This window comes from Streptomyces diversicolor (assembly GCF_057537855.1).
In genome coordinates, this window is record NZ_BAAJXA010000038.1 from 37,753 (window position 1) to 50,170 (window position 12,418).

General features: G+C 74.4%; 10 protein-coding genes. 4 read left to right on the forward strand and 6 right to left on the reverse strand.

From position 1 onward, the window contains the following. Positions 1-299 precede the first annotated feature (299 nt). Positions 300-1,103: an SGNH/GDSL hydrolase family protein gene (locus AC27LF_RS34450; RefSeq protein ID WP_479659397.1), complete on the forward strand. Its 804-nt coding sequence runs from the start codon at positions 300-302 to the stop codon at positions 1,101-1,103. Between the two features lie 4 nt (positions 1,104-1,107). On the opposite strand, the gene AC27LF_RS34455 is transcribed toward AC27LF_RS34450, so the two are convergent. From AC27LF_RS34455 to AC27LF_RS34470, 4 genes are all read right to left on the reverse strand, one after another. After that, positions 1,108-2,691 (reverse strand): serine/threonine-protein kinase, encoded by a 1,584-nt coding sequence (locus tag AC27LF_RS34455; protein WP_479659398.1) that lies wholly within the window; start codon positions 2,689-2,691, stop codon positions 1,108-1,110. Between the two features lie 45 nt (positions 2,692-2,736). Continuing rightward, entirely contained in the window at positions 2,737-4,386 is a 1,650-nt protein-coding gene (locus AC27LF_RS34460; RefSeq protein WP_479659399.1) for a nickel transporter, read from the reverse strand. Then, positions 4,383-6,482, reverse strand: a complete 2,100-nt coding sequence (locus AC27LF_RS34465) for a tetratricopeptide repeat protein (RefSeq protein ID WP_479659400.1) — start codon at positions 6,480-6,482, stop codon at positions 4,383-4,385. The genes AC27LF_RS34460 and AC27LF_RS34465 overlap by 4 nt, the downstream gene beginning before the upstream one ends. Before the next feature lie 111 nt (positions 6,483-6,593). Then, complete coding sequence (locus AC27LF_RS34470) at positions 6,594-8,132, reverse strand: DUF4331 domain-containing protein (protein WP_479659401.1); 1,539 nt, start codon at positions 8,130-8,132, stop codon at positions 6,594-6,596. A 207-nt stretch (positions 8,133-8,339) separates the two neighbouring features. Between AC27LF_RS34470 and AC27LF_RS34475 the strand changes: the two genes are divergently transcribed. The 3 genes from AC27LF_RS34475 (at position 8,340) to AC27LF_RS34485 (ending at position 10,083) form a co-directional block, all read left to right on the forward strand. Further along, positions 8,340-8,882: a sigma-70 family RNA polymerase sigma factor gene (locus tag AC27LF_RS34475; protein WP_479659402.1), complete on the forward strand. Its 543-nt coding sequence runs from the start codon at positions 8,340-8,342 to the stop codon at positions 8,880-8,882. Next, complete coding sequence (locus AC27LF_RS34480) at positions 8,879-9,691, forward strand: anti-sigma factor (protein ID WP_479659403.1); 813 nt, start codon at positions 8,879-8,881, stop codon at positions 9,689-9,691. Before AC27LF_RS34475 ends, AC27LF_RS34480 begins: the two co-directional genes overlap by 4 nt. Positions 9,692-9,807: 116 nt before the next feature. Then, complete coding sequence (locus AC27LF_RS34485) at positions 9,808-10,083, forward strand: hypothetical protein (protein ID WP_479659404.1); 276 nt, start codon at positions 9,808-9,810, stop codon at positions 10,081-10,083. Positions 10,084-10,605: 522 nt separating this feature from the next. Here the strand turns inward: AC27LF_RS34485 and AC27LF_RS34490 are convergent. Continuing rightward, entirely contained in the window at positions 10,606-11,388 is a 783-nt protein-coding gene (locus AC27LF_RS34490) for an ABC transporter permease (protein ID WP_479659405.1), read from the reverse strand. Further along, entirely contained in the window at positions 11,385-12,386 is a 1,002-nt protein-coding gene (locus AC27LF_RS34495; RefSeq protein ID WP_479659406.1) for an ATP-binding cassette domain-containing protein, read from the reverse strand. The genes AC27LF_RS34490 and AC27LF_RS34495 overlap by 4 nt, the downstream gene beginning before the upstream one ends. Positions 12,387-12,418: the final 32 nt, after the last annotated feature.

Sequence of the window (12,418 nt, forward strand, 5' to 3'; positions counted from 1 at the left end):
TCTTGGCGGAGCGCGTCCGGGTGCGGCGCGCTGCTGTGGGGGGTGCGGGCGGGATCGCCCGCACGGCCCTGGAACGTCGCGTTCCATCCCGGGGCTGAGTAAAGGGTGGGGCTGCTACGGGCGTAGATCAAGGGAGTTGACGCGCTGTCAACAGATCTGTCATGAACACGCAATCAAACGGGCGGTAACGAGCGGAGTCGATCTCGTCCGGACCTGAAAAGTATTGGCATGAACACTTCCAGTCAACACGCGTAGCTGGTACCAAAGTTGAGGCAGAGATCCTGCTAAAGGGAGGTTCCATGAGACGTTCCCGACTTACCGCGTATCTGACCTCGATACTTCTCGCGGTCGGCCTCGCCCTCACCGGGGCCGCCACGGCGCAGGCGTCCTCCGCGGCGGCCGGCGGCTATGTGGCCCTCGGCGACTCCTACTCCTCCGGGGTCGGCGCGGGCAGTTACATCAGCTCAAGCGGCAGCTGCGACCGCAGCACCAAGGCGTACCCCTACCTGTGGAACGCCTACAACTCCCCCTCGTCGTTCGCCTTCAACGCCTGCTCCGGCGCCACCACGGACGACGTCCTCGCGACCCAGCTCGGCTCGCTCAACTCCACCACCGGCCTCGTGTCCATCACCGTCGGCGGCAACGACGCAGGTTTCGCCGACGTCATGACGACCTGTGTGCTCAGCGACGACAGCGGCTGCCTGTCCCGGATCAACACCGCCCGGTCCTACGTCGCCTCGACACTGCCCGGCAAGCTCAACACCGTCTACTCGGCCATCAGGTCGAAGGCCCCGTCCGCCCGGGTCGTCGTCATCGGCTACCCCCGCTTCTACAAGCTGGGCACGTCGTGCGTCGGCCTCTCCGAGACCAAGCGGTCCGCGATCAACGACGCGTCCGACTACATGAACAGCGTCATCGCCCAGCGCGCCGCCGCCTACGGCTTCGTCTTCGGCGACGTCCGCACCACCTTCACCGGCCATGAGATCTGCTCCGGCAGCTCCTGGCTGCACAGCGTGAACTGGCTGAACATCGGCGAGTCGTACCACCCCACCGCGGGCGGCCAGTCCCTCGGCTATCTGCCCGTGCTCAGCAACAACGCCTGATCCCTCAGGGCGTGTCGGACGGCGAGTCCGAAGCCGTAGCGGAGGCCCCGTCCGTCGGGGCCTCCGTCGCCGCGCACATCACCGAGAACGGCACGGCACCGGACGTCGTGCGCACCGGAGCCCGTACCTGGACGCTGATCGCGTTCTCGGTCGTACCGCTCCCGGCAGAGGCGGTCACCACCACCTTGTCCTGCCGCGTCCGCCCGCCGTCCGCCGGGAACGCCAGCGTCTGCCACCCCGGGTCCACGACGGACCCGCTCCTCGCGACCCACCGGTACTCCACCCGCGCGGGCAGCCGCCCCACGGTGAACGTCGCCGTGAACGCGGGCGCGTGCGCGGCCGGCGGCGGACAGGCCCCCAAATAGCGCGTATCGGCGCCGGTGAGGGTGACCCGCACCGACTGGGCGGGACGGGTGCCGGGCGGGCCGGCGCTCGTCATGGGCGGAGTCTCCCGGGCGCCGGAACCGGTGCCGCCGCCCGGCGCCGGGGAGCCGGAAGCCGTCCCCGGACCGCCGTCGCCAGCGGCGCCGCCGCCCCTGCCGTCGTCGCGGTTCAGCAGCGCGTACGTCAGCCCGGCCAGCCCGAGCGCCACGGCGAGCAGGCCCGCCACCAGGACGACCACGGTACGACGGCCGCGCTCCGGGCCGGTCGCCGTCGGGTCCTGCGCGCCCTCGGACCGGACCGGTACCGGCCTGTCGACGTCCGGCCCGACCGGCCGGGTCGTGGCCGTCGGCGCGTACGCCGTGCCGGGGCGCGGCGTGCCGCCCGCCGCGACGAGCCGCAGTTGATGCTCGGCCAGATCCGCCGTCAGCCGTTCGGCGGGATCCTTGCGCAGCAGCCCCTCGACGACCGGGGCCAGCGGACCCGCACGGCGCATCGCCGGCATCTCCTCGTCGACCACCGCGCGCAGGGTGCTCAGCGGGGTGTCGTGCCGGAACGGCGAGACGCCCTCGACCGCCGCGTACAGCAGCACGCCCAGGGACCACAGGTCCGACTCGGGCCCCGGGGTGCGCCCCAACGCCCGCTCCGGGGCGAGGAATTCGGGGGAGCCGACCATCTCGCCGGTCATGGTCAGCGCGGAGCTGCCTTCCACGGTGGCGATGCCGAAGTCGGTGAGCACCACCCGGCCCTCGCTCCCCAGCAGCACATTGCCCGGCTTCACGTCCCGGTGCAGCACCCCGGCCTCGTGGGCGGCGCGCAGCGCGGCCAGCACCTCGGCGCCGATCCGCGCGGCGCGCTGCGGCGGCAGCGGGCCCTGTGCCGCCAGCCGGTCGGCGAGCGACGGACCCCGGACCAACTCCATGACGATCCACGGCCGGCCGCCCTCCACCGCCACGTCGTACACCGTCACCACATTGCGGTGCGCGACCCGGGCCGCCGCCCACGCCTCGCGCTCCAGACGGGCGTACATCCGCCCCATGTCCGTGTCCGGCAGCCCGGCCGGGGCCCGCACCTCCTTGACCGCCACCTCGCGGTGCAGCACCTCGTCGCGCGCCCGCCACACGGTCCCCATGCCGCCCTCGCCGAGCGGGGCCAGCAGACGGTAACGGCCCGCGATCACACGTGCGTTGCCCGGCTCTTCCGACACGGGTGCCCCCTCACGCCCTCGCGCGTGACGTCTTGACGAAGTAGCTCATCCGAACGCGGACGCCGTCCCCCTGAGCACCAGTCCGATGCCCAGGACCACGACGCCGAGCGCGGACGCCAGGGGCACGGTCCGGCGCACCAGGGAGGTCACCGGATGGGTGGTCCAGCGGGGCCGTCCGTCGAGCACCCGGGTCATTCCCGTACCCAGCCTGACGACCGCGAACCCGGCCGCGGTCAGCGTCAGGGCCAGTCCGGTCCCGTACCCGACGACCAGGAGCAGCCCGAACCAGGCGTGCCCGAGCGCGGCGGCGCCGACGAGCACCACCACCGCGGACGGGCTGGGCACGAGTCCGCCCGCGAAGCCGAGCAGGATCGTGCCGCGGAGCGTGGGGGCGGTGGGGTGCGTGTGGGTGGAACCGCCGTGCGTGTGCTCGACGGTGTGCTTGACGGTGTTCTCGTCGGCGGGTTGGACGGTGTTCTCGTCGGCGTGCTGGTGGGTGTGCTCGACGGTCTCGCCGGTGTGACGGCGTCCGTGGTGGCGGAGGCGACCGTGCGGGTGCGGGTGCGGGTGCGGGTGCGGGTGCGGGTGTGGGTCTGGGGGCTGGTGTGGGTGTGAGTGTGGGTGTGGGTCTGGGTGTGGGTGGCGGTCCGTGGCCGGGTGGCGGCGGCCGCGCCAGGTCCGGCGTACGAGGCTCGTGCCCGCCAGCACCACCAGGACTCCGCTCGCCATGCCCAGCCAGGCGATCACCGACGGCGCCGCCGCCGAGCCCGCGGTGACGAGCAGACCGAGGGCGACCACCCCGAGGGTGTGGGTGACCGTCACCGAGGCCGCCAGCGGCAGCACGTCCCGCAGCCGGGCCCGGCCGCCACGGGCCGCCGCCGCGGCGGCCATCAGCGTCTTGCCGTGGCCCGGGGCGAGGGCGTGCAGCGCGCCGAGCCCGGCCGCGACCACCAGCGCCACAAGGACGAAGCCCGCCGTCAGCCGGTGCCGGGCCACGAGGTCGTCCAGGGCACGGGTCCAGCGATCGGCGCCGCGGGGCAGGACGGTCGCGGCGGGCGCGTCCCGGTGCGGCCCGGCGAGCGCGGGACCGCCCGGCCGCACCCGTACGGCGGCGTCGCCGGTGTCGGCGGGGGAGGACAACAACTCTCGCGGATAGCTGGTGAGTTCGTGCGAGACCGAGCGCGCGGGCACATCGGTCGCGGTGAGCGTCATGCGGTCGCCGCGCGCCGTGATCTCCCGCCAGCCCGGCCCGGTGTCCGTGCCCGCGGCCCGGAAGCCGAGCGCGACGGAGCGGCCCTCGGGCAGCGGGGCGGTGAACCGGCACTCCACACGCAGCGTGTCCAGCCCGGCCTGCCCCGGCCGCCGCACCGCGTGACTGCGCTCGACGGACAGCGCGGCCGGCCGGCCCGCCACGGTGAGCGCACTGCCCTCGGCTGCGTCGGCACACCGGCCGCGGGCCCAACCGGCCGTGCCCAGCCGCCGGATGTCCGGCCCGGCCTGGGCGGCGGGTATCTCGGCGAGATCTTCGACGTGGTCGACGCGGAGCAGCCCGGGGGCCACGACGAGACCGTCATAGCGGTTGACGGTGAAGTTGCCGAGCGGGTGCGCCCCGGCCCGCGCGGCCGGGACCAGCACGACCGCGCAGGCCGCCGTCACCACGGCAGCGAAGGCGGCGAACGGATGACGGAGCCTCACTCGGCCGCCTCCGCACCGCGCAGCGCCGCACGGGCCTCTGCCGCGCCGAGCGGCGAGAAGCCGGGGTTCAGCCGAAGTGCCGCGGTGAGCGAGGCACGCCCCGCACGCCGGTCCCCGACGGCCAGTTCGATCATCCCGCGGTGATGGAGGAAGGAGGCGTTGCGGTACCCGGTGGCCGTGGCCCGCCGGGCGTACGGCAGCGCCTCCTGGTCCCGGCCGTTGACATGCAGCGCCCAGGCGAGGGCGTCCGCGGTGTGCACGCTGTGCCGACGGGCCCACTCGGCGCGCGCCGCGCGCAGGGCGGCGGCCCGGTCGCCGTGGTCGGCGGCGGCCAGCGCGGTGTCCAGGTCGGCGTCGACACCGCCCGCGCGTGCCAGGGCCGTCCACGCGTCGACGAGGGCGTACTGGTCACGCGCCCTGGCCGCGTCGCCCGGCGCGCCGCGCGCCTCGTACAGCTCGCCGAGCTCGACCAGCGGGCCGGGCAGCGGTGACCGGGCGACGACGGCCTCAAGGCCCCGGACCGCGGCGGCCCGGTCCCCGCTCGCCGCCTGCGCGCGGGCCCGCCCCTCCAGGGCGGGCAGATAGGTCTCGTCGGCGGCGAGCGCACGGGCGTAGTGGGCCAGGGCGGTCTTGTGGTCGCCCTGGTTCCAGGCGAGGTGGCCGAGCTGGGTGGCGACGTACGCCACGTCCCCGGGCGCGACGGCGCCGGCCAGCGCACGCTCCAGCACCCGCCGGGCCGCGCCGACGTCGCCGCGCAGCTCGCGCACATAGGCGTACCGGGTGAAGACCGGCACCCCGGGGTGCCGCGCGTCGGCGAGGTCGGCGGCCCGGGACGCCTCCTCGTACCGGCCGAGTTCGACCAGGGCGTCGATACGGGAGCACAGGGCGCGCTCGCTGAAGGGGTTGCGCGCCAGCGCACGGTCCGCGTGGCGGAGTGCGGCCGTGAAGTCGTGCCGGGCGGCGGCCAGCGCGGCACGTCCCGCGAGCGCCTGGTCGTTGTCCGGGGCCAGCCGCAGGGACCGCCCCAGGGCCCGGTCGGCCTGCGGGTACCGGGACGGGTCGCCCTGCACGCGGGCCTGTTCGACGTACGCGAGTCCGAGGACGGCCCAGCCCGCGAAGTCCCGCGGCTGCGCCCGCAGATGCGCCTGCAACGCGGCGACGCCCGTGGCGAGGTCGCCGCCGCTCAGCAGGCCGGGGGAGACGGCGGCGGCCGGGACCGCGGCGGCCGGGCCGGACGCCCCGCCCCGCACGGCGACGGCACCGCCGGTGAGCGCGACGGCCAGCAGCACCGCGCACCCGGCGGTCCGGGCCCGCCGCCACCGCCGCCCGGCAGCCGCCACCCGCCGCACAGCGGCGACCCGCTCGTCACCGGCGACATCCGACGGAGCGTCAGCGGCCCCACCCGCGACATCGACCGGCGCCGGCCTCCCCGGCCCCGGCCCGTCTCCGGACGGGGTGGCCCGGGACCTCGGCGTGCCGGCGCGGGGCGGGCACGGTTCCTCCTCGGCCGCGAGCGCCCCGCCCGCCACCGTGCCCGGCGTGCCCGTGTCCTGCGCCGTACGGGGCGTGGGCGCCTCCAGCCGCGAATCCGCCCGGTCGCCCGCGACCTCCGCCGAGGCGGCACCGCCGACTCCCGGGCCCTCCGCCCCGCCATCGGCGAAGTGTCTCCTGGGCCCCGGCCCGCCCCCGGGGAGTTCGTTCTCCGGCCCGGCCTCGGCGAGTTGTTTCCCGGGTCCCGGCCCGTCCTCGGGGCGGTCGTGTCCCGGCTCGGGCTCGTTCGCGGGGCCGTGGGGTTTCGGCCGTACCCGCGGTTCGGCGACGTCAGCCGCGCCCCGCTGTGCGCCGGGCCCCGCGTCTGGTCCCTCGACGTTGTCGCCCGGCCCGTCCCCGGGGAGGTTGTTCTCCGGTCCCGGCCTGTTGCCGGGGAGTTCGTTCTCCGGCCCGGCCTCGGCGAGTTGTTTCCCGGGTCCCGGCCCGCCCCCGGGGCGGTCGTGCCCCCGCTCGGGCTCGTTCGCGGGGTGGGTGGGTACTGGGCTCTGGGCGGGGGTGTTCGACGGTTGGCCGGCCGGTTCGGTGGCGTGGGTTCGCGGGGGCATGCCCTCTCCTGGGTCGCCTGGGCGGGTGGTCGTGCGATGAGGTGGCGCGGCCCGCGCCGTGGGGGAGACGGGGATGCGGGCCGCGCCGGTCGGTGGGGTGCGCCGGCGGGGTCAGTACGGGCGCCGCATCCGGCGGCGCCACCACGCCAGGGCGGTGCCGATCAGCAGGACCCCGGCCGCGCCCGAGGCCGCGGAGGCGGCGATCAGCACCCTGTCGCCGGAGCCGGCGGACGATCCGGCCGGGCGCAGCGCGTCGCCGAGCCCGCTGCGGACATCGGCGCCTTCGGTGGTGCCCTTGGCGAGCGCGCCGCGCGAACCGGCCGTCGGCTGGGCCACGTACGGGAAGTGCTCCTCGAACTTCTTGTCGTTCGCGTCCACCGCGTCGCCGAGGTCGTTCTTGGCGCCGACCAGTTCGCCCTCGACCACCTGGAGGGCGACGTCGATCACGTCGTCGGTCAGCCGGCGGCCGTTCGGGAACCCCGCGTTGTCGCCGTCGAGCACGCCCAGCCGTTTGGGGTGCGCGCTCGGCTTGACGGAGGTGTTCAGGCGCAGTTCCTCCGCCGGGCGCACATGCGGCGGCCGGTTGAGCCCGTCGACGCCCTTCAGGAAGACGTCGACCAGGTCGTTGCGGGGCTCGGCGGGCGCCGGGATCTTGTAGATCGCCTCGATGAGCTTCGGCAGTTCCGGATTGGTGACGTTCTTCAGGAACTGCGCGTCGTCCCAGGGCGCGGACGCGTTGAACCGGTCCTTGTCCTTCTGCGGGTTGACGACCTCGTTGACGAGCGGGTTGCCGAGCCGCGACACCTGCGTGTAGTACCCCTGCGCGTTCCTGCGCTGCGTCGTCGACCAGATGCCGACGACCGGCTGCTCGGCCGACTCGCGGATCAGGTCGTTCGGCACCTGGAGGGCGATCGTGTTGACGTTGTAGCCCTTGAGGGTGTCCCGGCCGACCTCGGACAGGTTCCCGCCGTACAGCAGGTCGAAGACGCGCAGGTCCAGGAAGAACGGGTCGTCCGCCTGCCCGGCGAAGGTCCGGGTGCCGCCCGCCGTCCGGTGGATCGCCTGCGCGCGCAGCGTGCCGTAGTCCGGCATCGAGGCCCTGCCCACATCGGACGGTGCGACCGGCACGTCGTCCGCGAGCTTGGTCCGCGACACCACGTGCTGGTCCTTCAGCCGGACCAGATCGACGTCGTAGGTCTGGGTGATGTTCAGGTCCGGGTCGTCGAGGCTGGTGACCGGGCCGGTGTTGTAGAGAAACGTGTCCCCGTTCTTGCGGTGCGTGGTGAACGTGTAGCGGAACAGCAGTTCGCCCTGCGCGTCACCGTTGTTGTCGATGTGGAGGTCGTACTGGGCGTCGTCCGCGAACGTGTAGAAGTTCGGGCCGCCCGCCGGCTCCTCGAACGGGATCCAGTTGGCGATGATCGTGGTCGTGTCCGGTTCGTCCGGGCTGACGAACGCGTACACGTCCGTGTTGTCGTACTGCGGGGCTCCCGAGATCAGCGGGGCCTCCCGGTGGGAGGAGGCGGAGGCCGCCCCCGGTTCCAGCATGGCCACACCGGCGGCTGTGAGCCCCCCGGCGGCCAGCGCACCACAGATGAGGGTGGCGAGACCCGAACGTCCCGCGGCCCTCCTGGAGATGAGAGGAGTCATGCCGTCCGTTCCTCCGTGCCGACTTGCCTGACGTCCGGGGATTCGGAGACGCCGCCGTACCGGATTGGTCGGCCGGGAAATTTTTCTTCTCCCCTGCGCGACCCGCGTTTTCGGGCGGCTGATCCGTAACACCGTCCGGAGGTGCGTTCGGTGCGAATACCTGGTGTGACGGGACGGTCCGGCTGCGGACGGCGAGAGGGGGACGCGGTGGAGGCGGACGAGCTTCTGGTGCTCGTGGCGGGCGGCGACCAGCGGGCGTTCGAGGACCTGTACGGGCTGGTGTCCGGGCCCGTGTACGGCCTGGTGCGGCGCGTGGTGCGCGACCCGGCCCAGTCGGAGGAGGTGGCTCAGGAGGTGCTGCTCGAACTGTGGCGCTCCGCGGCGCGCTTCGACCCCGCCCGGGGCAGTGCCCTGTCCTGGATCCTCACCCTCGCCCACCGCCGCGCCGTGGACCGGGTGCGCAGCGCCCGCGCGGCCGGCGAACGCGAGGAGCGCGAGGCCCGCCGCGCCCACCACCCGGCCTTCGACCAGGTGTCCGAGGAGGTGGAGGCGGGCCTGGAACGCGAGTGGGTGCGCCACTGCCTGGACCGGCTCACCGCCCTTCAACGCCAGTCCGTCACCCTCGCCTACTACGACGGCTACACCTACCGTGAGGTGGCCGAGCGGCTTTCGTTGCCGCTGGGCACGGTGAAGACGCGGATGCGCGACGGACTGACCCGGCTGCGCGAGTGCCTGGGAGGTGCCGCATGAACGCCTTCGGCCGGGTGCTGCGCCGCGAGGACCCGCACTCGCTGGCCGCCCCCTACGCGCTCGACGCCCTGGAACCGGGCGAGCGGCGCCGCTTCGAGAAACACCTCCGCGGCTGCGAGCGCTGCGCCACCGAGGTCCGGGCGCTGTCCGAGGACGCGGTGCGGCTCGCCTGGTCCACGGCCGCCCCGGCGCCGGTCGCGCTGCGCGCGCGGGTACTGGCCGCCGTGCGCACGACCCCGCAGGAGCCGGCCCGCGGGCAGGAGCGCACGCCGCAGTTGCCGCCGCACGTGTGGGGCACCCAGCCCCCGCCGGCACGCACCCGTACGCCCCGGATGCGCCCCCTGTTCGTTCCGCTCGCCACGGCGACCGCCGCCGCGGCGCTCGTCGTCGCCGGGCTCTTCGCGGTCCAGGCGGGCCGGACCCAGGACCGGCTGGACGCCGAGCGGGCCCAGGCGCGGGAGATCGCGCAGGTGCTCGCCGCCCCGGACGCCCGGGCCACCAGCAGCAAGGATGCCCGTGGCCGCGGTATCGCGGTGATCGCCTCAGCGGCCGAGGGACGGGCCGTCGTCACCCTCGGCGGGTACGGCGCTCCACCCGGCGGGCGCGTGCACCAGTTGTGGCTCATGCGCCCGGATGTGCGACCGCGCTCCCTCGGGCTCCTCGACGGCGACACGCCCTTGATCGCGACCGGGCTCGGCACGTCCGCGACGTCACTCGCCGTCACCGTGGAGCCCGCGGGCGGCTCCGCGCGGCCCACCAGTCAGCCGATTGCGCAACTCGCCCTGAAATCGGTCGGATTCGGAGAGTAATCGTCAACCTCCTTGCGGCGAAGGTGAATCCTGCGGGCCAGATACCCGAGTGCCCGGATGGGGCGATAGGGTTACTCTGCCCGCGCCGGGTGGACTCGTTACGGGTGGGGAGTGACATGGAGCAGATAACAGTGCGCAGCAGGGCGAGGGTCCCTGCGATCACCTGCGGGAGCAGCGCGACCAGTTCGCGCCTCGACCGCCATCTTTCGGTGCTGGCGGGTCCCGCCATACCGCAGCAGAAGACGGTCGAGGCGACGTCGCTGATGCGCGAGCTGACCGCGCGTGACACCACGCACGAGCGCAGCGACCGGGACACACGGGTGCGCCGTGTGTCGCTCTTCGCGCCACTGCGCCGGCTGCGCCGGTCGCTGTTCGGCGGCCACAGGCACTGACGAAGGGCCCGTGCTCGGGCGGTCCCGCCGCCTAGGCGCCATGCTGCGATCCGGTCGTCCGTCATCCCCACGGCACGCAGCGGCGCCGCGGTGTGCCGCCCGAGCGCCCGCCGTCCCCCATCCACGCCCGTCCCCGCCCGGCACCGATGGGGGACGCCGCCGTCCCCGCTTCCACGGCCACCTCACTCCCCACCCCGCTCATCCCACCGCCGTCCCCGCCCGACCGCCGCCGGCTGCCGCCGCCTTCAGCCGCGCCCTCGACCACCGTCCGGTGGCTGCCGCCAGAGAGTCGGGCGCCCCTCTCCACAGCGGCCCCGCGTGCGACGGCTTCGTCAACCTGGCGTGGTCGCGCGACCCCGCCGTGGACGCCGAGGTGCGCCGGGCGGGTGATCCGGGAGAGCCCGCCGCCAAGACATGGCGGACAAAGGCGCCGCATCACCTCCGCCCGCTGGAACCAGCCGCCGCCCCGGTCCCTCACCGAGCTGACGCACGACACCATGAAGCGGATCGCCGACCCGACGGTCACCGCTCGCCGTGTGCGTACCGGCGTACGGCGAGCGGCAGGGACACCGCGATCAGGACGGCGCTCCACGCCAGCGACCCGGCCACCGGATGCGCCACCGGCCAGGCGGCGCCCTCCGGTACGGGCGCGTTGCCGAACAGGTCGCGCAGCGCGGCGGTCACCGCGCTGATCGGGTTCCATTCGGCGAGCGTGCGCAGCCAGCCGGGCAGGTTGCCGGTCGGGATGTAGGCGTTCGACAGCAGGGGCAGCACGAAGGTCGAGGCGCCGAGCTGCCCCGCGGCCTCCTCGCTCCGGGTGAGCAGTCCGAGGAGGATCCCGACGCTCGTGCAGGCGAACCGGAACAGCAGCAACAGGCCCACCGCGCCGAGTGCCCCGCCCGCCGACCCCTCGACGCGCCAGCCCACGGCGAGGCCGACCAGCAGCAACGGCACCGTGCCGAGCGCGGAGACGACCAGGTCGGCGACGGCCTGGCCGAGCGGCACGGCGGACCGGCTCACCGGCATCGTACGGAACCGGTCCATCACCCCGCGATGCGCGTCCTGGGCGGCCTGGAACATCCCGGTCATGATCCCGCCCGCCGCGGTGGCCACCAGTAGCCCGGGGACCAGGAAGGACCGGTACTCCCGGCCGGGCATCGCTAGGGCGCTGCCGAAGACGTATCCGAAGAACAGCAGCATGTTCACCGGCATGATCTGGCTCAGGACGGTGATGCCCGGACTGTTGCGGACCCGGCGCAGCTGCCGGCCCACCATCGCGACACCGTCGTACGCCCATGCGCTCATGCCGCGGCCTCCTCGCGGCCGGTGGTCCCCCCGTCCGGGATTCCGGCGGTCCCGGTCCCGGTCCCGGCGCCCGCGCCGGTCAGCCGGAGGAAGACGTCGTCGAGGGTCGGCGGGCGCAGCCGGGCGTCCAGCAACGGCACGCCCGCCGCGTCGAGTTCGCGCACCAGTCGGGGCAGGGTCAGGGTGGGGTCGGTGGTGACCGCGCCGACGGACCGCCGTTCGTGGTCGAACGACGGTTCCCGGCCGGTGAGCCGGTCGAGGACGCCGGCCGCCCGGGGCAGCGCGTCGGCGTGGGCGACGACGGCCTCGGCGTAGGAGCCGATGAGGGACTTGAGTGCGGCCGGCGATCCGGTGTGCGCGACGCGGCCCCGGTCCAGCAGGGCGATGTCGTCGGCGAGTTGGTCCGCCTCCTCCAGATACTGGGTGGTCAGCAGCACGGTCGTGCCCTCGGCCGTCAGTTCGCGCACCGCGTCCCGGATCCGGTTGCGGCCGACCGGGTCGAGACCGGTGCTCGGCTCGTCCAGGAAGAGCACGTCGGGGCGGCGCACCAGGCTCGCCGCGAGGTCCAGCCGGCGCCGCATACCGCCCGAGTAGGTCGCCGCCCGCCGGTCCGCGGCCTCCGTAAGACCGAAGCGTTCCAGCAGGTCGGCGGCCCGCTCGGCCGGGCAGCCGACCCGGTGCAGACGGGCGAACAGCCGCAGGTTCTGCCGTCCGGTGAGGTCCCCGTCGATCGACGCGTACTGACCGGTGACGGCGATCCGGCGGCGCACGGCCGCGGCCTCGCGCACCAGGTCGTACCCCGCGATCCGGGCCGAGCCCGCGTCGGGCCGCAGCAGCGTGGTCAGCAGCCGCACGGCCGTCGTCTTCCCCGCCCCGTTCGGGCCGAGCAGCCCGCAGACCGTGCCCCGCGCGACGGCCAGATCCAGCCCGCGCAGGGCGTGCACGGCGCCGAAGCGCCTCTCCAGACCCTCACTAAGTACAGCGTACGTAGTAGTCATGAGGCGACCATAGCGCACTACGTACGGTGTAC

Excerpts from the sequence above, each read along its gene's own strand:
- AC27LF_RS34490 (WP_479659405.1), bottom strand. The coding sequence starts at position 11,388 with ATGAGCGCATGGGCGTACGACGGTGTCGCGATGGTGGGCCGGCAGCTG.
- AC27LF_RS34450 (WP_479659397.1), top strand. The coding sequence starts at position 300 with ATGAGACGTTCCCGACTTACCGCGTATCTGACCTCGATACTTCTCGCG.
- AC27LF_RS34470 (WP_479659401.1), bottom strand. The coding sequence starts at position 8,132 with ATGACTCCTCTCATCTCCAGGAGGGCCGCGGGACGTTCGGGTCTCGCC.
- AC27LF_RS34480 (WP_479659403.1), top strand. The coding sequence starts at position 8,879 with ATGAACGCCTTCGGCCGGGTGCTGCGCCGCGAGGACCCGCACTCGCTG.
- AC27LF_RS34465 (WP_479659400.1), bottom strand. The coding sequence starts at position 6,482 with ATGCCCCCGCGAACCCACGCCACCGAACCGGCCGGCCAACCGTCGAAC.
- AC27LF_RS34495 (WP_479659406.1), bottom strand. The coding sequence starts at position 12,386 with ATGACTACTACGTACGCTGTACTTAGTGAGGGTCTGGAGAGGCGCTTC.
- AC27LF_RS34485 (WP_479659404.1), top strand. The coding sequence starts at position 9,808 with ATGGAGCAGATAACAGTGCGCAGCAGGGCGAGGGTCCCTGCGATCACC.